General features: G+C 72.4%; 15 protein-coding genes. 10 read left to right on the top strand and 5 right to left on the bottom strand.

Annotated features, from left to right (window positions below):
- The first annotated feature begins 283 nt into the window (after positions 1–283).
- Positions 284–1,024 (top strand): polyphosphate--glucose phosphotransferase, encoded by a 741-nt coding sequence (gene ppgK, locus ACGF15_RS26570; protein WP_345612652.1) that lies wholly within the window; start codon positions 284–286, stop codon positions 1,022–1,024.
- Between the two features lie 39 nt (positions 1,025–1,063).
- Here ppgK and ACGF15_RS26575 read toward each other — a convergent pair whose 3' ends face one another.
- A complete protein-coding gene (locus tag ACGF15_RS26575; RefSeq protein ID WP_392802558.1) occupies positions 1,064–1,696 on the bottom strand; it encodes a DUF6542 domain-containing protein in 633 nt (210 codons plus the stop codon).
- Positions 1,697–1,892: 196 nt separating this feature from the next.
- Here ACGF15_RS26575 and ychF point away from each other — a divergent pair, with 196 nt between their 5' ends.
- The 3 genes from ychF (at position 1,893) to ACGF15_RS26590 (ending at position 3,716) form a co-directional block, all read left to right on the top strand.
- The gene (gene ychF / locus ACGF15_RS26580) at positions 1,893–2,981 is read left to right on the top strand and encodes a redox-regulated ATPase YchF (RefSeq protein ID WP_360644891.1); all 1,089 of its coding nucleotides are present in this window, start codon (positions 1,893–1,895) and stop codon (positions 2,979–2,981) included.
- 199 nt (positions 2,982–3,180) lie between these two features.
- Complete coding sequence (locus ACGF15_RS26585) at positions 3,181–3,465, top strand: type II toxin-antitoxin system prevent-host-death family antitoxin (protein WP_345612656.1); 285 nt, start codon at positions 3,181–3,183, stop codon at positions 3,463–3,465.
- Positions 3,462–3,716, top strand: coding sequence for a Txe/YoeB family addiction module toxin (locus ACGF15_RS26590; protein ID WP_009321768.1), 255 nt, complete (start codon positions 3,462–3,464; stop codon positions 3,714–3,716). Before ACGF15_RS26585 ends, ACGF15_RS26590 begins: the two co-directional genes overlap by 4 nt.
- A 175-nt stretch (positions 3,717–3,891) precedes the next feature.
- On the opposite strand, the gene ACGF15_RS26595 is transcribed toward ACGF15_RS26590, so the two are convergent.
- Positions 3,892–5,583, bottom strand: coding sequence for an AIPR family protein (locus ACGF15_RS26595; protein WP_392802563.1), 1,692 nt, complete (start codon positions 5,581–5,583; stop codon positions 3,892–3,894).
- Between the two features lie 918 nt (positions 5,584–6,501).
- Positions 6,502–7,263, bottom strand: a complete 762-nt coding sequence (locus ACGF15_RS26600; protein WP_392802566.1) for a hypothetical protein — start codon at positions 7,261–7,263, stop codon at positions 6,502–6,504.
- A gap of 546 nt (positions 7,264–7,809) precedes the next feature.
- Between ACGF15_RS26600 and ACGF15_RS26605 the strand changes: the two genes are divergently transcribed.
- Entirely contained in the window at positions 7,810–8,502 is a 693-nt protein-coding gene (locus ACGF15_RS26605; RefSeq protein WP_392802569.1) for a TetR family transcriptional regulator, read from the top strand.
- A gap of 916 nt (positions 8,503–9,418) precedes the next feature.
- Entirely contained in the window at positions 9,419–10,090 is a 672-nt protein-coding gene (locus ACGF15_RS26610; RefSeq protein ID WP_345612666.1) for a ScbR family autoregulator-binding transcription factor, read from the top strand.
- A 63-nt stretch (positions 10,091–10,153) separates the two neighbouring features.
- Here the strand turns inward: ACGF15_RS26610 and ACGF15_RS26615 are convergent, their stop codons facing one another.
- Positions 10,154–13,531 carry a BTAD domain-containing putative transcriptional regulator gene (locus ACGF15_RS26615; RefSeq protein WP_392802573.1) on the bottom strand — a complete coding sequence of 1,126 codons (3,378 nt, stop codon included), beginning with the start codon at positions 13,529–13,531 and terminating at the stop codon, positions 10,154–10,156.
- A gap of 208 nt (positions 13,532–13,739) precedes the next feature.
- Here ACGF15_RS26615 and ACGF15_RS26620 point away from each other — a divergent pair, with 208 nt between their 5' ends.
- The 4 genes from ACGF15_RS26620 (at position 13,740) to ACGF15_RS26635 (ending at position 17,904) form a co-directional block, all read left to right on the top strand.
- The gene (locus ACGF15_RS26620) at positions 13,740–14,276 is read left to right on the top strand and encodes an SDR family oxidoreductase (RefSeq protein ID WP_345612670.1); all 537 of its coding nucleotides are present in this window, start codon (positions 13,740–13,742) and stop codon (positions 14,274–14,276) included.
- Positions 14,277–14,394: 118 nt separating this feature from the next.
- Positions 14,395–15,624 (top strand): MFS transporter, encoded by a 1,230-nt coding sequence (locus tag ACGF15_RS26625; protein WP_345612672.1) that lies wholly within the window; start codon positions 14,395–14,397, stop codon positions 15,622–15,624.
- A 354-nt stretch (positions 15,625–15,978) separates the two neighbouring features.
- Entirely contained in the window at positions 15,979–17,187 is a 1,209-nt protein-coding gene (locus tag ACGF15_RS26630; RefSeq protein WP_345612674.1) for a transposase, read from the top strand.
- A gap of 27 nt (positions 17,188–17,214) precedes the next feature.
- On the top strand, positions 17,215–17,904 hold the full coding sequence (locus tag ACGF15_RS26635; protein ID WP_392802578.1) for a response regulator transcription factor: 690 nt from the start codon (positions 17,215–17,217) through the stop codon (positions 17,902–17,904).
- A gap of 67 nt (positions 17,905–17,971) precedes the next feature.
- Here ACGF15_RS26635 and ACGF15_RS26640 read toward each other — a convergent pair whose 3' ends face one another.
- Positions 17,972–18,724 (bottom strand): arylmalonate decarboxylase, encoded by a 753-nt coding sequence (locus ACGF15_RS26640; protein WP_345612678.1) that lies wholly within the window; start codon positions 18,722–18,724, stop codon positions 17,972–17,974.
- Positions 18,725–18,899 lie beyond the last annotated feature (175 nt).

Genomic DNA, 18,899 nt, shown 5'->3' on the forward strand with positions numbered 1-18,899 from the left:
CGGTGCCGGGACGTAGTGTTGGGGCGGGGCCGCGGGGCGGGGGTGGTGCTCCGGGGGGGCCCCCCCCCCCCGGGGGGGGGCCCCCCCCCCGGGGGGGGGGGGGGGGGGCCCCCGGGGCCCCGCGCCCCGCCGCGCTTTCGCGGTCCCCCGTCCGGCCGGCGCACCCGCGGAGGCTGCCGCGCCGGCTCCTCCACGGGCACGGCGATCACCTCCGGCCGACGCACCCGCGGAGGCTGCGCCGTCCCGGCGGTCACCGTCAGCCCCAGCCCGTAACGTTGGGTCCATGAACGTCTTCGGAGTGGACATCGGCGGATCCGGGATCAAGGGCGCTCCCGTGGATCTGCAACGGGGCGCCCTGGCCGAGGAGCGCCACAAGGTCCTCACGCCGCACCCGGCGACGCCGGAGTCGGTCGCGGACGGCGTCGCCGAGGTGGTCGGCCACTTCGGCTGGGCCGGCCCGGTCGGCATCACCTTCCCCGGCGTCGTCACCGGCGGCATCACGCGCACCGCGGCCAACGTCGACAAGGGCTGGGTCGGCCGCGACGCGGCCCGGCTGCTCGGCGACCGGCTCGGCGGCCTGCCCGTCACGATCCTCAACGACGCCGACGCGGCGGGCATCGCCGAGATGGCCTTCGGCGCGGGCAAGGGCCGCGAGGGCACCGTCATCCTGCTGACCCTCGGCACCGGCATCGGCAGCGCCGTCTTCACCGGCGGCCACCTCGTGCCCAACACCGAGCTCGGCCACCTCGAACTCCACGGCCACGACGCCGAGAAGCGCGCCTCCAGCAAGGCCAAGGAGGACCACGACCTGAGCTGGGCGCACTGGGCGCGCAGGCTCGGCAAGTACCTGGCCCATGTGGAGATGCTCTTCTCGCCGGAGCTCTTCGTCCTCGGCGGCGGCGTCAGCCGCAAGGCCGAGAAGTTCGTCCCGCTGATCGAGGGCGTGCGCGCGGAGATCGTCCCGGCGCAGCTGCAGAACAACGCGGGCATCGTCGGCGCGGGCATGGCCGCCGCCGGCCGCTGACGGAAGGCGGCCGCCCGCCGGGGCCGGAGCGCGCCGCCCTCAGTGGCGGCGGGCGCCGGCCCCCGCCGCGCTGCCGTCGCCCGCGGGCCCGTCCGGGCTCCCGGGGCGGACCCGGCGCCGGCGCCGGGTCATCACCCGCGCCTTGCGCACACAGGTGATCAGCCCGGCCACCAGCGTCCCCCCGTACAGCCAGCCCGCGTACACGGCGAGGGACGTCACCACCGCCATGGTCTGGCCGCCGAAGCCGCCCTCGCCGCCCGAGATCGGCACGATCCCGACGGTGAACGCGATCGGGACGATGACCGGCGCCATCACCAGGTCCGCCTCCCGTACCCACAGCGCGGTCAGCGCGCTCACCGGCAGGAACAGCACCCCGTAGACCACGGCGGAGCCGTCCAGCAGCAGCAGGTCGAGGAAGCCCACCACCAGCATCACGGCGCTCGCGAACAACCCGGCCCCCAGCCCGGTCAGCCGGGGCGAGGGCAGCCGGCGCACCGCGGCGACCAGCGGCGGGGCCGGCCGGGTGCCGCCGGGCCGCCGGTCCGGCAGGGGGCGGACGGTCACACCGTCGAGGCGCGGTCCGCCCCGGGCGGCGGCCGGTCCCTTCGAGGGGCCCTGCGTGCGCTGCGGGCCCCGGCGGGCCTCCGGGCGGCGTGTCCTGTGCTGCTCCACCCCCACAACGTAGGTCTCCCGATGCCGCCGCACAGGTACCAGACACGCCCTTTGGCCGACCTTGGCCGTGCGTTCGACCGAGGGCGGGCGTCGATGCCCGCCCCGGGCCGCCCGTAAACTGGTGGATCGGCCCACCCGCCGCGGTCCCCGAGGGGCCCGCGGTCCCCGACCACCCTCCACTCAGGAAGTCGCCAACGTGTCGCTCACGATCGGAATCGTCGGTCTGCCGAATGTCGGCAAGTCGACCCTGTTCAACGCCCTGACCAAGAACGACGTGCTGGCGGCCAACTACCCGTTCGCCACCATCGAGCCGAACGTCGGCGTGGTCGGCGTCCCCGACGCCCGCCTCGCCAAGCTGGCGGAGATCTTCTCCTCGCAGCGGATGCTCCCGGCCACGGTCGACTTCGTCGACATCGCGGGCATCGTCCGGGGCGCGAGCGAGGGCGAGGGCCTGGGCAACAAGTTCCTGGCGAACATCCGCGAGTCCGACGCCATCTGCCAGGTCATCCGCGCCTTCGAGGACGAGAACGTCGTGCACGTCGACGGCAAGGTCTCGCCCGGGGACGACATCGAGACGATCAACACCGAGCTGATCCTCGCCGACCTCCAGACCATCGAGAAGGTGCTCCCGCGCCTGGCGAAGGAGGCGCGGATCAAGAAGGACGTCGCCCCGAAGGTCGCCGCCGTCGAGGCCGCGAAGGAGATCCTGGAGCGCGGCGACACCCTGTTCTCCCAGGGCATCGTCCAGGGCTCCGAGAAGGCCGAGCTCCTGCACGACCTCCACCTGCTGACCACCAAGCCCTTCCTCTACGTCTTCAACGTCGACGAGGACGAGCTGACCGACGAGGCGTTCAAGGCCGAGCAGCGCGCCCTGGTCGCCCCGGCCGAGGCGATCTTCCTCAACGCCAAGCTGGAGGCGGACCTCGCCGAGCTGGACGAGGAGGACGCCATGGAGCTTCTTCAGTCCGTCGGCGCCGAGGAGCCCGGTCTGACCACCCTCGCCCGCGTCGGCTTCGCCACCCTCGGCCTGCAGACCTACCTGACGGCCGGCCCCAAGGAGTCCCGCGCCTGGACGATCAAGAAGGGCGCCACGGCCCCCGAGGCCGCCGGTGTGATCCACACCGACTTCCAGAAGGGCTTCATCAAGGCCGAGGTCATCTCCTTCGAGGACCTCGTCGCCACCGGCTCCGTCGCCGACGCCCGCGCCCAGGGCAAGGCCCGCATGGAGGGCAAGGAGTACGTGATGCAGGACGGGGACGTGGTGGAGTTCCGCTTCAACGTCTGAGCGGATGAGATAACACCACGTCGCTGACGTGGCAAACATGTAGGTCAGAAGGGGTCGACTCCTCCGGAGTCGGCCCCTTGGTGTTTGCCCGTGCTGGGATGGTGCTGGGAAATCTGGCTGCCCGTCAGCCGTATGACCCGCCTGATATGGGCCGAGAGTGGTACGTTATCGGGTACCACTTGAGGGGAGAGGTCAGGTCATGTCCATAACTGCGAGTGAAGCCCGCAAGGAACTCTTTCCGCTGATCAAGAAGGTCAACGAGAACCACGAGGCGATCGAGATCGTCTCCAAGCACGGCAATGCCGTACTTGTTTCGGCCGAGGACTATGCCGCGTTGCGTGAGGGCTCGTACCTGCTGCGCTCCCCGGCGAATGCCCGTCGCCTGCTCAAGGCGTACGAGAACGCCCTGGCGAACGTCAACGTGTCGGAGAGGGATCTGATCGACCCCGACTCGCCGGATGCGGCACGTGAGGGTGCCGCGTGAGGCTCGTCTTCGAGGATCAGGGCTGGGAGGACTACACGTCCTGGCTCAAGAACGACCGGAAGATGCTCGCTCGGATCAACAAGCTCATCGAGGACGTCAAGCGTGACCCCTTCACGGGGATCGGCAAGCCCGAGCCGCTGAAGTACCACTTGCCCGGGGCATGGTCGAGGCGGATCGACGATGAGCACCGCCTCGTCTACCTGGTCACGGACAAGGAAATCGTCATTCTCGCGGCTCGTTATCACTACTGACGTCCGGGACGTTTTCTTATGGGACGCAGCCCGTGCGCGGCGCAGGCCGGCGACGGAAGGCGCTGCCAGGGCCACAGTCAGGGAGTTATGTCGCCCGTGGCTTGCTGCGGTCGGGCGTGGAACCTTGAGTGTGCTGGGGTACCCGGCGGAGAGTCAATCCGCCGGGTACCGCCGGTCAGCCGGAACCAAACTTGGCCTCGACCTGGGTGACCAGGTCGCGGCACTTTGTGGTGTTCTTGAAGAGCGGCGCGAGATAGTTGTTCGAGTAGGTGTTCTCGATGGCCTCGGTCAGGTGCTCGAGAGCGATGCCGGTCACCTTGTGCACCCGCTTGGTCTCCTTGCCCCAGTCGTAGTTCGCATCGTCGACCTTGTCCAGTCTGAGTTGGTTGAAGACCAGCTGCAGCACGAGCCGGTTCCCGTGCGCGGCCACCGCGAACTCCCTGTCGACGAGATTCCTCCGGCGATCGGTCAAGTCTGCCTCGACCGCACGCATCACTTGAACGCAACGCCACACTCGATGCGCGCTGGTTCCGTTGTTGAACAGGTTTGTGTACGGTGCTCGTTCGGTGTTTTCGGACAGCCGGCCAACCGCGCTCTTCGCCAGGACTGTGTAGTACGGATTGTTGTGGGCGCAGGCAAGGGCGACGATTGCGTCTTCGACTGTGCACCCGTCACTCTCTGCGGGCACGTTTTCTCCGCGCTTGACGGAGTACTGCTTGTGCAGTGACAGAAGCATGTCCCGACGAATGCGTTCCTGCTGTTGATCAAGTGCGACGAAGTCGCGATTCTCAACACTGTTCTGCGTGTTCGTCGCCCGGGTCACATCCGTGGCAAAATCGGGTGGACATCCCTCGAGCGAGATGAATCGAACCCAAACGCGGGCCTCTTCGAGAGATTTCTCCTCCTTCTTTGCGGCCCGGTGGATGCTCGCCACGGTCTGTGCCCCATTTACCACGCTCACACCCTCGATCGTGAAGTCCCCGTACGCGTGGGTGGAGCCACCGCGAGGTGCCTTCTTGATGGACTCGCAGAGTGCGGTGATTCCGTTGTTGAAATACCAGAAGTTCTCGCCCTGGGTGAGGAGCGTGTGGGTCAAGCCCTCGTTTACCTCGGTATTGCCGAGCGACTTGCGCAGGTTCTGCGAGAAGAGTCGATCGCCGTGCTGTTCGAACCATGAGGCGATTTCTGTCGCCTGAACAAGTCCGTAGTACGCCTTATAGGGAAGGTCGACCTTGCCCCACTGCTCGATGGGTACGGTCAACTCGATCCGTGGTCCTGCTGTTCCTTCGACCACCATGGAGTGGAATTCTCGTAGGCCAAGTACTTCCAGGGTGACCACTGGATCGTTTTCGTTGGCTTCCGCCAGGAAGTCGGCGAACACATACTGGGCCTCCGCTGGCAGGGTGCTTCGGCCCGTAGTGGCGACAACCACGATGAAGGTGACCGCGGCATCACTCAAAGCTGCGGTGATTTCTGTGCGACGCGCTTGGAGCGTGGGGGAGAAGCGGTCGAACTTCATGTTGAACAGGTCGCTGCAGCCGTTCCGGATCTTGAGGGCGTCGGCCTGGGAGAGCCCAGAGTTTCCTGAACTGTCTAATTTTGACTGAACGATGACGATCCGGCGGTTTTCCTCATCGATGGCCAGAGCATCGATCCCGTTGTCGTGGAACCCGTCGGTCACGGCGGCGCCGGCCTCGTCGAGGGTGCAGCCCGTGAAGCGCTGTACGGCGCGAGCTGCCAATGCCCTGCTCAGGAAGATCGTGTCGGATTGGGCGCGCTGGCTGCCCGTCAGATCGCTCAAGTCGATCAGGCCGGTGAAGTCCTGGCTGAGTGAATCCTTGACGTGGTGAACATGCAGCGTCCGCACGGAGGTCCCGCCCCTCGTCGTCCCGTGAACCAAGATATTCAGCGTAACCCTTGGGAATGGTCCTGCCTTGGCCTTTTCGGTGAGGGTGGCGCAGCTGCCAAGTTCTTGCTGCGATCGCGATCGAAGCCAGGTGTGGGCTGCGTCAGCGGTGGCGGCGCCGAGGGAGGAGACCTGCGCTTGTCGCCACGGCGGGTGGCGACTGCCGCAGCTGCATCAGCTTGCTGATCGCCCGCTCGACGGTGTTGCGCTTCTCGCATCGCGTGGAGCCGAAGCCCGGGGGCGGCCGCCCGGCGAGGCCCGGCGCTGGCGTCCGGCCTTCTGGTCCTTCCTGTCGGGCGGCAGGCGGTGCGGGTGGCGCCTTCTTCGGGTGCTGCGGCGGCGTGTTGGTGCGGCACGCACCTGGGCGGAGTTGATGCTGAGGTCCGAGTCGAGACTCCGTCGGCGTCGGCCAGGGCCTCGACGTGCTGGAGCAACTGGGATGGAGCCCCCGTGCTGGGACCGTGCTGGGATGACGTCCGAGACAGCCGCATCTTCGCAGATGGGAGCTCTGCAGTAGACGTTCCGCTTCAACGTCTGAGCGGACGAAACAGCACCACGTCGCTGACCTGGCGAACATGCAGGTCAGAAGGGGTCGACTCCTCCGCGAACCAGCCTTCCGCGCGCGGCGGGCGCATCCAGTCGGGCAGAGCGGCTTCTCCTGTCGCTGACTGCGGCGCGGTGGAGGCGCCTCGGCCTGGCCGACCGGATTGCACAGCACGGGATCGCGGTCGCGGGCAGACGTCCGGGACTTTCCCCCCGGCTGGTGGCCGGGAGGGAAGTCGCGGTGCGGCGCGGAGGCGGTCCTGGACGGCGGGGTGGTCAGGGTGGCCGTCGAGGTGGTCGGAGGCGAGGGGCGTCGGGGACGGCCGGGTCGCGGGACTAGTGGGTGCCGCCCGTGCTGCGGTCGCCGACGGGCCCCACCGGGAGGCCGTCTGGCAGGGTGGTCGACTCGATCCGGTCGGTGCCGGAAGGGTCGAGTTCGCCGTCGCGGGGCGGGTGGGAAGCGGCCTCCGGGCGCGCGGCGGGGTTGAGAGCTGCGGCGACCGCGGGGGTGAGCGGGCGTCCGGCGAGGACGTGGCGGATGGGGCCGAGGGGGACGGGGCGCTCGTAGTAGTCCTTGAAGTGGGCCTGGACGGCCTCGGGGGAGCGGTCCGTGAGGAGGTGGAAGAGGAAGCCGGAGCCGTCCGGGTCCTCGCTGCCGACGGGAAAGGTGATGCCCGAGCCGGTGCGCCATGCGGGATCGTGGGTCTCGCGCCACAGGCAGGCAGTGACCCGGGGGGCGTCGATGCCCTCGTCGCGGAAGGCGGGCTCGTCCAGGAGCGGGCGAAGCGCGGCAGGCACGTCGTCGATGACTCCGGGCCAGACCTCCTCGTCGTCCGTCCCGTACGGACTCATCTCCGACTCGTGGTCGAACCCGCGTATGAGCACGCCGGCCGGAGTGAAGAGCACGGAGAAGTCGTCCCCCGAGCCGTTGTCCATCAGGGCCGCCTCCACGCCCGGGCCCCATGCGGCGTTGAAGGTGTATTGGCGGAACCGCGGATCGTCGCCGATCGCTGCGTCCAGGACGGCCAGTGCGCGCAGATGGGCACGGAGCTCGGCGGGGTCGGGCAGGAGGGCGGCGGTGTCGTGCGCAGTGCTCATGGCGTCATGGAAGCAGCTGCCACCGACAATCCGGTGAGGTCGGCCCGGAAACCGATGCCACTGCACCCGGCGGATGCCGACCGACCGCACAGGATCCTGACGCAGGGCCAGGTGTCGTGGACGGTGGGGCGATGACCGACGTGAACAGCCCGGACCACCGGTTCTCCGTTGTCGACCGTGTGGACGACGCGGCACCCGCCGACTCGTAGGCGGCAGCGTTCTGGCGGTGAGACGGGCGCCGTGGTGCTGCCCGCGAGGCGCTCGCCCGGATACTGCCCGACGACCGGCTTCCCACAGTCCCCTCCGCGGGCGGCTACCGGACCCGTACCGGCAACGTCGAGACCGACGCCGCGAGGGGGGGCGATCCGGGGCGCGGTCGTCGGGATCGCGACCCCGCCGGCCGGCCCGACCGGTCCGGGGCCGGTTCCTCGTCGTGCCGGGTCCGCGGGTGCGTCCGCCTCTGGGAGTCTGCAAGTGGGCCGACATCGGGAAAAGATTCCCGAGGGACTGTTATTTTCTGTCACGGGGAAACCACGGAGGGACGCCATGCCGAAGCAAGAGAGAGCTGCGAGGACTCATGAGCGGTTCCTGGACGCATCGGCCGACGAGTTCGCGCGGCACGGCTACGCCGGGGCGAACCTGCAGCGCATAGCGGCGACCGTCGGGATGACCAAGGGCGCGCTGTACGCCCACTTCCCGTCCAAGGACGCCCTCGCGGCCACCTTCACCTCGGTGTTCGACCGGGTCTGGCGCGAGTTGCTGCAGGAGGTCGACGACGCCGACCCCCCGCTGACGAACCTGTGCCGCATCACGGTCGGCTTCGCCCGCCTGATGAACACGGACGCGCGGTTCCGCGCCGGACTCCGGCTCGTCCAGGAGGAGGCCGCCACCCGGGGCGGGCTCCCGGAGGTGGTGACGGACCTGTCGGCCACGCTGACCCGGCTCATCTCCGACTCCCAGGCGCGGGAGGAGCTGGTCACGGGGCACTCTCCGGAGCTGATCAGCTCCCTGGTCCTGTCGTCGGTCTTCGGCGCCTACTACACCGTGCCGCCCTGCGGGCCCCGGGACGGTGCCGAACAGGTCTGCCGGCTCTGGCAGTTGCTCTCGCAGCAGGCTGCCCTGGCGGCGTCCGCCGCCCCCTCCGCGGAGGCGCCCCTCGCGCAGGAGGCCCCGTGCTGCCAGGCCTCGTACGGGCCGGCGCCCGATCAGCACCCGGGCGCCGGGGACCCCTGCCGGTAGCTCCCGTCCGCTCCCGTCCGCTCTTGTTCGGCGAGCTGCAGGCCGGGGGGAGCGCCGCTCGGTGCCGTGCGCCGCGCCCCGTGAGGACGGCGGAGCCGTGCGGACCGGGCGGCACGCCCCCCGGGGGACGGCGACCGGCGGAAGCGGCCGTACGGGCGCGGCGCTTTCGGACACGGATCCTCTCGCCGTCGGCGCAGGGCCGCGGGCTCGCGCTGGACGCCCCTGCTCTCAGGGCGGATTCACGCCAGAGCCTTCGGTTTCTCGCCATCCTCCAGTACGGTTCCTTCTCGACGGTAGTCATCGGGCCACCGGCCATGCCCGAGACCGGGGGAGGCGGGGCATGTGTGGTTACGTCGGCGGGCGGCACGACTGCCGCTCCGTGCAGGCCCGGTCGGCGACGGCCGCGGCCGTGAGGGCGCGCCCGGGCCTGGAGCACGGGGCGACCCGGTGACGGGCCGGCGGGATGCGCCGGGCGTCCTGCGGCGACACCGTCCGGGGCAGGTGGCCGGCAGGGTGGTCGTACGCCTCGGCGCGTGCGCGGCCCCTGTGCAACCACCCCCTTCGTGCACGCCTCCCGCGGACTGCGGGCGCCTCCGGCTCTCCGCGCCGGGGCGGTGGTACCCGTGGCCCCGCCGCCACCGGCTCCCACCGGGATGCGGCGGCCGTCCCAGAGTGCCCGGGCGTCCGTGAGGGCGGCCTCCGCCGGGGGCCGACCGGTGAACGAGCGGAGGGGGCGCCGTCTGCCGCAGGAAGGCGCGTGTTCCCGCCGCACCGGGACGGCGGAGGGGCCGGTCGCGGCCCCTCGTGTGCCGCGCACGGCCTCTCCGCCCGGGAGCGGGGCGGCGCCGTGCGGCACTCCACCCCGAAGCCGAATATACCTTCGAGCAGGTTTCAACAGAAGATGCAGAAGTTGACGATGACGGACAGCGCCGGCGAGTTCTTCGAGACGCCTCCCCCGCCCCCTGCCAAGGAGCTGAAGCAGGAACGGGCGGTCCGCACCCGCGAGCGGGTGCTCGCGGCCGCGGCGCAGGCGTTCGCGGCCAAGGGCTATCCCGCGGTCACCATCCTGGACGTGGCCCGGGCCTCGGGAATGACCAAGGGCGCGGTCTACTTCCACTACGAGAACAAGGACGCCCTCGCGGTGGCGGTGGTCGACATGTTCCACCGCCGTCTGTCGGCCGTCGCGGAGTCCGTGGAGGAGTTGCGGCTCCCGCCGGTGAGCGCGGTCGCCGAACTCCTCATCCGGACGGCGTCGGCCTTCCGGGAGGAGACCGTGCTCCAGGCCGGGGCGCGCCTGCAGGTGGAGCGTCAGTTGATCAGCGCCCAGCTCCCCGTCCCCTACCAGGCCTACACGGACCTGATCACCGGCTGGTTGTCGAGCAGGGAGCAGGCGGGCCCGGGGGATCTCGTGCCCCCGGCGACGCTCGCCGGTGTCCTGGTGTCCGCCTTCTTCGGTGCGCAGCACCTCTCGTGGGTGCTCAACGACCGTGCCGATCTGATGGAGCGCACCCTCGCGATCGTGCGGACGGTCATCCCCATGGCCGAGAGCGACCTCAGGCTGTGCCCGTCCGCCCCGAGACGTCCCTGAGGCGGCCCGGGCTCTGACGGTCCGGGTCCTCCCGGCGCCGCCCGCGGGAAGCCGGACGGCGCCTCAGCCCGTCCGGTCCGCGGTGCGGTCGAGTGCCGTGCGGGCCAGGCGCAGTGCCGCCTCGGCGGACAGCCCTGCCCCCTGCTCGAACGCCCGGGTGAAGGCGGGCCCGCCCAGAGTCGCCTCCGCCGCCGCCGCGATGCGGTCGGTGTCGCCGCGCTCGGCCGGGGGGAGCGGCGCCCCCACGCTCCGGCGTGCCGCGTCCGCCGCCCCCAGCAGCAGCCCGGCGCAGCGGGCGGTCTCCGCGCGCCCGTGCAGGGCCGCCGCGCCCGCGAGGCCCTCCAGGGAGAGCGCCAGCGCGCGCGGCTCCGCCAGGGAGCGTGCCACGTCCAGGCCGCGGAGGTGGTGGCGGACGGACAGCTCCGCATCGCCCCGCAGTTCGGCGATGAAGCCGAGTTCGGCGAGGAGCAGGTGGTCGCCCGTCTCCGAGGACACCCCGGCGTAGCCCTCCCGGATGCGCCCCAGGTGGGCTTCGGCCGCGTCGAGGTCCCCGGACCGGCGCGCGCCGAGCGCGAGGCCCATCTCCGAGTGGATCTCGCCGTAGGCGTAGCCCTGCTCGCTGGCGATGCGGCGGGCCTGCTCGTGCAGGTCGCGGGCCCGGTCCCAGTCGTGTCCGAGCAGCGCGAGCCGGCCGAGCCCGGACAGCCTGGCCGACACCTCGGCCTCCAGGCCCAGCTCCCGGGCCATGCGCAGCCCCGCGTGCTGCCGCCGGGTGGCGCCCTCGTAGTCGCCGCGGATCTCGGCGAGCGCGGCGAGCGCCGAGACGGTCTGCAACTCGCCCCAGCTGTCGCCGAGTTCGCGGAAGAGCGCGGCGCTCCGCAGGCCGTTGCGGCCGGTCCCGGCGAGGTCCCCGCGCACGAGTGCCAGCATCGCCCGCAGGCCCAGGGCGGCAGCGGTGCCCCACGGCTCGCCGGCCGCGCCGAAGCGGGCGAGGGCGTCGGTGTTCAGCGCGTCGCTCGCATCGGCCTCTCCCGCGCTGAACATGCCGTAGGCGCACAGCCACAGGGCGCGGGCGCCGCGGACGGGGTCGGGCACGGCGCGGGCCGCCGCGGCCGGGTCCGCCTCGGCGCGGTCGCCGGTGAGGAGGGCGAACGCCGTGTGGAGCAGGACCAGTTCCGGGTCGGGGTCCTCGGTGACCGCCAGTACGGCCGCCAGGCTGCGCCGTGCCTCCGTGAGGCGGCCGCGCAGCAGCCACCACCAGGACAGCTCGGCGGCCAGCCGTTCCGCCTGGGCGGACCGGCCTTCGGCGGCCCGGCGGATCCCCTCGTCGAGCGCGGCCCGGAGGTTGCCGCTCTCGGCGTCCAGCCGGGCGAGCCAGGCCCGCTGGTCGCCGCCGCGCAGCCGCGGCCCCGCCCGCTCGGCGAGCGCGAGGTAGTGGCGCAGATGGCGGTCGCGTACGGCGCCGTGGTCCTCCATCTCGTGCAGGCGCTCCGTGGCGTACGCGGCGACGGACTCCAGGAGCCGGTAGCGGGGGCCGGCGGGCCCGTCCACGGCGACCACCAGGGACCGGTCGACCAGCCGCGTGACCAGGTCGAGCACCTCGTCGGCGGCCACGCCGTCGCCCGCGCACGTCGCCTCGGCGGCGTCCATGTCGCAGCCGTCGCGGTGCACGGCCAGGCGGCGCAGCACGATGCGCTCCGGTGCGCTGAGCAGCTCCCAGCTCCAGTCGATCACGGCCCGCAGGGTCTGCTGGCGGGCGGGGACGCCGCGGTGCCGGGAGGTCAGGACCCGGAAGCGGTCGCCGAGGCGTGCGGCCAGTTCCCGGACCCCGAGGGCGCGTACCCGCGTCGCGGCGAGTTCGAGGGCGAGGGGGATGCCGTCGAGGCGGCGGCAGATCTCGGCGACGGCCTCCCGGTCGGACGGGTCGGAGCCCTCCAGGTCCATCGGGAACCCCGGGGCGGAGGCGACGGCCCTCTCGGTGAACAGCCTCACGGCGTCGGTGGTGCCGAGCGGCTCGACCATGAACACGACCTCGCCCGCGAGCCCGAGCGGTTCCTGACTGGTCGCGAGGACCCGCAGCCCCTGGGCCGTGCGCAGCAGCAGCTCGGCCAGTTCGGCGGCGGCGTCGACGACGTGCTCGCAGTTGTCCAGGACGAGCATGACCCGCCGGTCGCGCAGGGCGGCGGCGAGGCGGTGCGCGGGAGAGGAGCCGCCCCAGGCGCCGGCGGCGCCGGGCAGGGCGGAGGGGGCGTCGTCCTGGATGCCGAGCGCGGCGGTGACGACCTGGGCGAGGTCGGCGGCGGTGGCGCCGGCGCGGACGCCGGAGAACTCCACGCACCAGATGCCGTCGCACAGTTCGGCCGATGGCGTGCCCGTCGCACGGGCGGCGCCGGCGGTCACGGCGAGGCGCGTCTTGCCGACACCGCCGGGGCCGGTGAGGGTGACCAGGCGTGCCTCGGCCAGGAGCCGTGAGAGCTGTGCCAGCGCCTCCTCGCGGCCGATGAGCGGGGTGAGGGGGACGGGCAGGTTCGCATGGAGGCCCGCCACGGGCCCCGCCGTGCCCGGTGACGCCGTCCCGCGGGCCGCCTCGGCGGGGGCGGGTGCCGTACCGGGCCCCCCGGCCGGGGCCCGGGGGGCCGGGGGGCCCGCGGCGGCGGCCGGCCGGGTCCCGGGAAAGGGTGCGGCGGCGACGGCCGGGGAGGGGCCGAGGTCCGGGTCCTGGCGGAGGAGGGCCCGGTGCAGCGCGCCGAGTCCGGGCCCGGGGTCGACGCCCAGTTCCTCGGCGAGGCGGGAGCGCAGGTCCTCGTACGAGGCGAGGGCCTCGCTCTGGCGCCCCGCCAGGTACAGCGCCCTCATCTGGACGGCGCGCAGCCGCTCCCTGAGGGGGTGGCGGCACACCAGGTCGGTCAGCTCTCCGGCCAGCAGCGCGTGGTCTCCCGCCGCCAGACGGGCCTCGGCCTGCTCCTCCACGGCGGAGAGCCGCTGCTCCGTGAGGAGTTGCGCAGGACCCCGGGCGAAGGCCGCGTCCGCGAAGTCGGCGTATGCGGGCCCCCGCCACAGGCCGAGCGCCCGGGTGAGCCCTGCCGCACGGACGGCGGGGTCGGCCTCGGGGCGGGCCTCGGCGAGAAGGGCGCGGAAGCGGTCGGCGTCCACCTCGTCCGTCTCGCGGTCCAGCCGCAGCCGGTAGCCCGCGCCCTGCCGCACCACACGGTCGCGTCCGAGGACCCGGCGCAGCTGGGAGACCTTGGTCTGCAGGGCGCCCGCCGGTTTGCCGGGCGGCTCGTCGCCCCACAGGTCGTCGATGAGGCGGTCGACGGAGACGGGTCCTCCGCCGTGCGCCAGCAGATCGGCGAGCAGCGCCCGGACCTTCGCCTCGGGGACCCGGACCGGCTTCCCCTCGTCGTCCCGCACCGTGAGTGACCCGAGCACTCCAAACCGCATGCGATCAACGGTACATGCTGCCGCTTCGGGCAGGGGGCCGGGCTCCGCGGAGCCTGTTCGGGGCCCGTGGTGATGGGCCGTCAGCGGGCCGTCAGCCGTCCGTGAGCGGCTCCTGAGACTTTCCGGAGCGCCGGGCGGCACAGTCGTGCCAGCCGGGCGGCCCGCGCCGCTTCCGGCGGCGGAGGACGCCCGGGAAGGAGCGGCAGGCATGACCAGATACGCGGGCAGAAGGGCCGTGGTCGTCGGCCGGGCCACCGGTATCGGCCTGGCGATCGCCAAGCGGCTGGTCGAGGGAGGTGCGGAGGTCGTGCTGGCCGCCGGCACCCCCCGGGAGCGGGCGGACGCGTGCGCCGAACTGGGCTCGGCCGCGCGGGTGGTGGCAGCCGGTGCGCCGGGTTCCGCGGTCGCCGACGGCGTGGACTTCGTCTTCGCCGACGGGGTCGGCGCGGCACGTCCGCTGCTGCCCCTCCTCGCACACGGCGGCGCGGTCGTGCTCACGACCGCCGCCCCCTCCTCCTCCGCGGTCCGGGCGCTGGCCGCCGAACTCGCCCCGCGCGGTGTCCGCGTCAACGCGGTGGCACCGGGCTGCATCGAGGCGCCGCCGGGCGGCTCCGCCCCGCTGCCTCCGCTCGGCCGCCTCGGCTCGGCCGAGGAGGTGGCCCGGGCCGCCCTGTTCCTGGCGGAGGAGGCGACCTTCACCACGGGTGCCCGCCTCCCCGTCGACGGCGGTCTGGGCCCGCCGTGACCGGCCGGTGGCGGCGGCACCGCACCGCGGACCCCCGGCCGCGGGCACCGGGCCGCCGCCCGGCCCGGCACCCGTACGAGCACGCGCATCACGTCCCCCGACGATCCGGAGCACTCCTATGAGCACCTCACCCGACGCCGCCGTCCCGGAGGCGGCCACCCGCGCCCGGGACGGACATGCGGAGCAGCAGAAACTCCCGCTCTTCGCCCTCCTGGCGCTGTCCACCGCCGTCTTCATCACCAGCCTCACCGAGACCCTTCCCGCCGGTCTGCTCCCCGCGATGAGCGACGGCCTGCAGGTGAGCGAGTCCGCCGCGGGCCAGACGGTCACGATCTACGCCATCGGCACCGTCCTGACGGCGATCCCGCTGAGCGCGGCCACGGCGGGCTGGTCGCGCAAGCGGCTGCTGCTGACCTCCATGGCGGGCTTCGCCGTCGCCAACACCGTCACCGCGGTGTCCTCCGACTACAGCCTGACGATGGTGGCCCGGTTCGTCGCCGGTGTCGCGGCCGGCCTGGCCTGGGCCCTCCTCGTCGGATACGCGCGGCGCCTGGCACCCGTCCCCCTGCAGGGCAAGGCCATCGCCATCGCCATGGCGGGCATCCCGGTGGCGCTCTCCCTCGGTGTGCCCGCCGGCACCTTCCTCGGCAGCCTGCTCGGCTGGCGCACGGCGTTCCTGACGATGACGGCGCTGACGGTGCTGCTGCTGCTGTGGATCTTCGTGGCGGTACCGGACTTCCCCGGGCAGGAACGCGGCGAGCGGCCGAGGATGCTCTACGCGCTGCGTGTCCCGGGTGTCACGCCGGTGCTGTTCGTGGTCCTCGTGTTCGTCCTGGCGCACACCATCCTGTACGCGTACATCGCCACCTTCCTCGACGACCTGGGGATGGGCGGGGACACCGACCTGGTGCTCCTCGTCTTCGGCGGCGCCTCGCTGCTGAGCATCTGGATCGTGGGAGCGCAGATCCACCGCAGGCTGCGCTCCCTGACGATCACCAGCGCCCTGCTGGTCGCCGTGGCCGCGGCACTGCTCGGCGTGCTCGCCGACAACACGGCGCTGGTGTACCTCGCGTCCGCGCTGTGGGGCCTGGGCTGGGGCGGCGTTCCCACACTGCTCCAGACCGCGGCCGGGGACGCGGGCGGTGAGGCGGCGGACGCGGCGCAGGCGATGCTGGTGACCCTGTGGAACGTCGCCATGGCGGGCGGCGGCGTCATCGGCGGCGTGCTGCTCGACACGGTCGGCAGCGAGGCCTTCCCCTGGGCCGTGCTGGTGCTGATGGTGCCGGTGCTCGCGGTGGTGGCGGCAGCCCGCAACCACGGCTTCCCCGCCAAGCGGCCCGGGGCGTAGCACGGCCGGCGGCGGATCCATGGCCCGGCGCGACGGGCGCCGCGGGTCCGCCGCCGGTCCCGCGCCGGGCTCCCGGCCCCCGGGGTCCGCCCCCGGACCTCCTCGCTGCGGGGCTCCCGTACGGCCGCCGAAGGCATTCCACTCCCCCTGGCCTTCGGCGGCTCGCCCTGCCGTCGGGGCGTCTGCGGTGCGCCCCGTCCGGGATCGCATCACCGCAGGTCAGAGCGGCAACTCCTGAAGTCGTCGCCCTGACCGTGAAATTTTCCTTCGAGAAGGTATTTTTGTTCCTCATACGGAATGTCCACACCGCCATCGAGTGCGGACGGCACAAGTATGAGGGGGGCGCAGCTTTCCATGTCGCCAAGCGAGACGTGTGCAGCCGCGGAGGACGAAGTCGCGTGCAGACAGGCGTTCCTGGAGGACGTCTTCGGGCCACTCCACCGCGCGGAGCAGCGGCGCTGGGCGCGCGCCTACCTGCTGGGCCTGATCCAGGCCTCGGGAAGAAAGACGCCGCGCCGCATAGCGCGCTCCAACCCGCTCCCCCCGGCGGCGGCCCACGGATTACACCAGTTCATCAACGCGAGCCCCTGGGATTGGGAACCGGTGCGCCGCAGGCTCGCCCTGTGGGTTGCGGGACGTACTCCGCCCCATGCCTGGACGGTCACCGAACTCGTCATTCCGAAACGCGGGGAGCATTCGGTCGGCGTGCACCGCTGCCTGGACGCGCAGAGCGGCCGGACCGTCAACTGCCAGCGGGCCGTGGGCCTTTTTCTCGTCACCCAGGCGCACTGCTACCCGGTGGACTGGAGGCTGGTGCTCGACGAGTCCTGGATCCAGGACCCGGAGCGCAGGCTCCGGGCCCGGATACCGGACGCGGAGACCGCGCGCCCCCTGGGGGCCCATGTCCTCGACTACGCGGCCGACATCGCCGCCCGGCCGCGGCTGCCCCCCGTCCCCTGGGTGCTGGACCTCACCCCGTGCACCAGCGCCGGCCGGGTGCTGGCGGGGTTCGCCGGGCTGAGGCTGGACGTCGTGTGCGAGGTGGAGCCCGGCCAGGTCGTGCTCGCCGGGCGCCGTCCCCAGGCCGTGACCACGGTGGGCCGCCTGATGGAGACGAGGTACGCCCGCGACGCGCACCTGACGGCCGCCCAGGCACCGGCCTGCCGCGCCAGGACCGCGCCGATCCGGGCGTACGCCGGGACCGTCGCCCTGCCCCGTCCCGGCGGCTTCCGCGGCGGTGGCGCGAACCGCTACCGGATCCTGGAGGTGCGCGACCCGACCGGCCGGCATCCGGCCCGCTACTGGGTCAGCAGCCTGACGGACCGGAGCGTGGACGAGACCGTCGCCCTGGTGCGCAGCCGCGTCGCCGTCCGCTCGGCCGTCGCCACGCTGCGGGAGCAGTTCGGCGTACTCGACTTCGCCGGCCGCTCCTTCCCCGGCTGGCACCACCACATGACCATGGCCTCGGCCGCATACGCGTACCAGCACCTCCACGCCGCCGCCGGCCCCCTCACACAGGTTCCGGCGCCGGTACCGGCGCATCCGGCCAGAGCCGCGAGCTGACGCGACGTCGAGAGAGGTCCTGGGCACGTGAGAAACGTACTCGTGGTGGAGCGTGAACCCTCCGCCGCCGAATCCATGATGCGCGACCTGCGCCGGCAGGGATATCTCGTACGAAGCGTCGACACGGGGGCACACGCCCTGCGCACGTACCGCGACGCCGACCTCGTCCTGCTCTCCCTGGAACTGCCCGACATCGACGGACTGGACGTCTGCAAGTCCCTGCGGGAGGAGAGCGACGTTCCCGTGATCGCCTTCACCCGCCTCGACGACGAACTGGAGCGGGTCCTCGCCCTCAAGGCGGGAGCCGACGACTGCGTGGCGAGGTCCTGGGGCCACCGGGAGCTGGGGGCGCGCATCGAGGCCGTCCTGCGCCGCTCCCGCCGCGGCACGCCGCTGCCCCGGAGCATCTCCCTCCCCCCGCTCTCCATCGATCCGCGCACCCGGGAGGTGCGCCTGCGCGAGAAGGTCATCGAGGTCACGTCGAAGGAGTTCGAACTCCTCTACACACTCGCCGCCAGCCCCGAGACGGTGGTGTCCAGGAGGACGCTCATGGCCAAGGTGTGGGGGACGACCTGGTCGCAGACGAGCCGCACCCTGGACACCCATGTGAGCAGTCTCCGGGCGAAGCTCGGAGCCGGCGGGTGGATCCTCACGGTCCGGGGGGTCGGCTACCGCATGGGCCACGCCTGGCGGGTGCCGGAGGTGTCCGCCGGCTGAACGGCCGCACGCGAGCGCGGCCCCGGACCGCGCCCCCACGGGGCGCCGTCCGGGGCCGCGCCCCGGGTCAGCGTGCCCGGGCGTCCAGACGGCGCACCAGCGGGTGCGCGGCCTCGGAGCGGTCCCCGGCCAGGCGGCGGGCCCACCACGCGGACGCCAGGTTCGAGGAGAGCAGGACGCGGGAGGCGTCCTGCTCGGCGAGCTCGCCGAGGACGGTGAGCGTGCCCATCCCCGTACCGGTGAACAGCACCGCGCTGCCGTCGGCGAGCCGCCGGCCGCGCAGGCGGTCGCGTATCGCCTCCGCGGTCACCCGGTAGGGGTCGTGGACCTCACCGCCGTCCGCGTCGCGCGCCGCCGGGACGCGGACCACCGCGTCGACCCGGAGGCCGGCCCGCTCCCAGAAGTCGCGGGAGGTCTCGGTGAGCCACGGCTGGTAGGGCGAGACGAGGGTCAGACGGGTCACGCCCAGCGCCTCGCAGGCGGCCAGCGTCGCCTGGGTCGACGACTGCACGGGGTGGCCCGCACGCGCCGACAGCTCCTCGCACAGCGCGCGGTCCCCCTCGGGCGCCAGCAGGTAGTGCGAGGCGCTGCAGGCCACGACGGCGGCGTCCAGGCGCATGCGCCCGAAGGCGCCGAGGGTCTCGGGGAGCACACGGTTGTACGTCTCCAGCATTTCCCTCAGCCCCATGTCCGGCGTCACCGGGAAACGGGAGGTGAATACGTTCAGGCGCCCGTCGAGCAACCGGTTGAACTCGGGTTCCGCAGTCGGGTTCTCCGGAGGTACGACGATGCCGATTCTGGGCAGTGAGAACAGTTCCATATCGGCACACTAAGCCTCTCCCCGTGAAGTGGGGACGGCATGTCAGCGGAATTGACGGGCGTCGGACACGGGCCTTGCGGCACTTGTCCCTCTTGACATTCCCTGACAGTTCCGGACGGAGACCTGACATGCAACTCCTTGTTCTGCCCGGCCTTTTCGGGGGAGGTTGGAGCCC

The sequence above is a fragment of the Streptomyces sp. NPDC048001 genome (assembly GCF_043203115.1).
Classification (GTDB): Bacteria; Actinomycetota; Actinomycetes; order Streptomycetales; family Streptomycetaceae; genus Streptomyces; species Streptomyces sanyensis.

What these genes read in the sequence shown, in the direction of transcription:
- ppgK (WP_345612652.1), top strand. Translation starts at nt 284, where the DNA reads ATGAACGTCTTCGGAGTGGACATCGGCGGATCCGGGATCAAGGGCGCT.
- ACGF15_RS26585 (WP_345612656.1), top strand. Translation starts at nt 3,181, where the DNA reads ATGTCCATAACTGCGAGTGAAGCCCGCAAGGAACTCTTTCCGCTGATC.
- ACGF15_RS26600 (WP_392802566.1), bottom strand. Translation starts at nt 7,263, where the DNA reads ATGAGCACTGCGCACGACACCGCCGCCCTCCTGCCCGACCCCGCCGAG.
- ACGF15_RS26605 (WP_392802569.1), top strand. Translation starts at nt 7,810, where the DNA reads ATGCCGAAGCAAGAGAGAGCTGCGAGGACTCATGAGCGGTTCCTGGAC.
- ACGF15_RS26610 (WP_345612666.1), top strand. Translation starts at nt 9,419, where the DNA reads ATGACGGACAGCGCCGGCGAGTTCTTCGAGACGCCTCCCCCGCCCCCT.
- ACGF15_RS26615 (WP_392802573.1), bottom strand. Translation starts at nt 13,531, where the DNA reads ATGCGGTTTGGAGTGCTCGGGTCACTCACGGTGCGGGACGACGAGGGG.
- ACGF15_RS26620 (WP_345612670.1), top strand. Translation starts at nt 13,740, where the DNA reads ATGACCAGATACGCGGGCAGAAGGGCCGTGGTCGTCGGCCGGGCCACC.
- ACGF15_RS26625 (WP_345612672.1), top strand. Translation starts at nt 14,395, where the DNA reads ATGAGCACCTCACCCGACGCCGCCGTCCCGGAGGCGGCCACCCGCGCC.
- ACGF15_RS26630 (WP_345612674.1), top strand. Translation starts at nt 15,979, where the DNA reads ATGTCGCCAAGCGAGACGTGTGCAGCCGCGGAGGACGAAGTCGCGTGC.
- ACGF15_RS26640 (WP_345612678.1), bottom strand. Translation starts at nt 18,724, where the DNA reads ATGGAACTGTTCTCACTGCCCAGAATCGGCATCGTCGTACCTCCGGAG.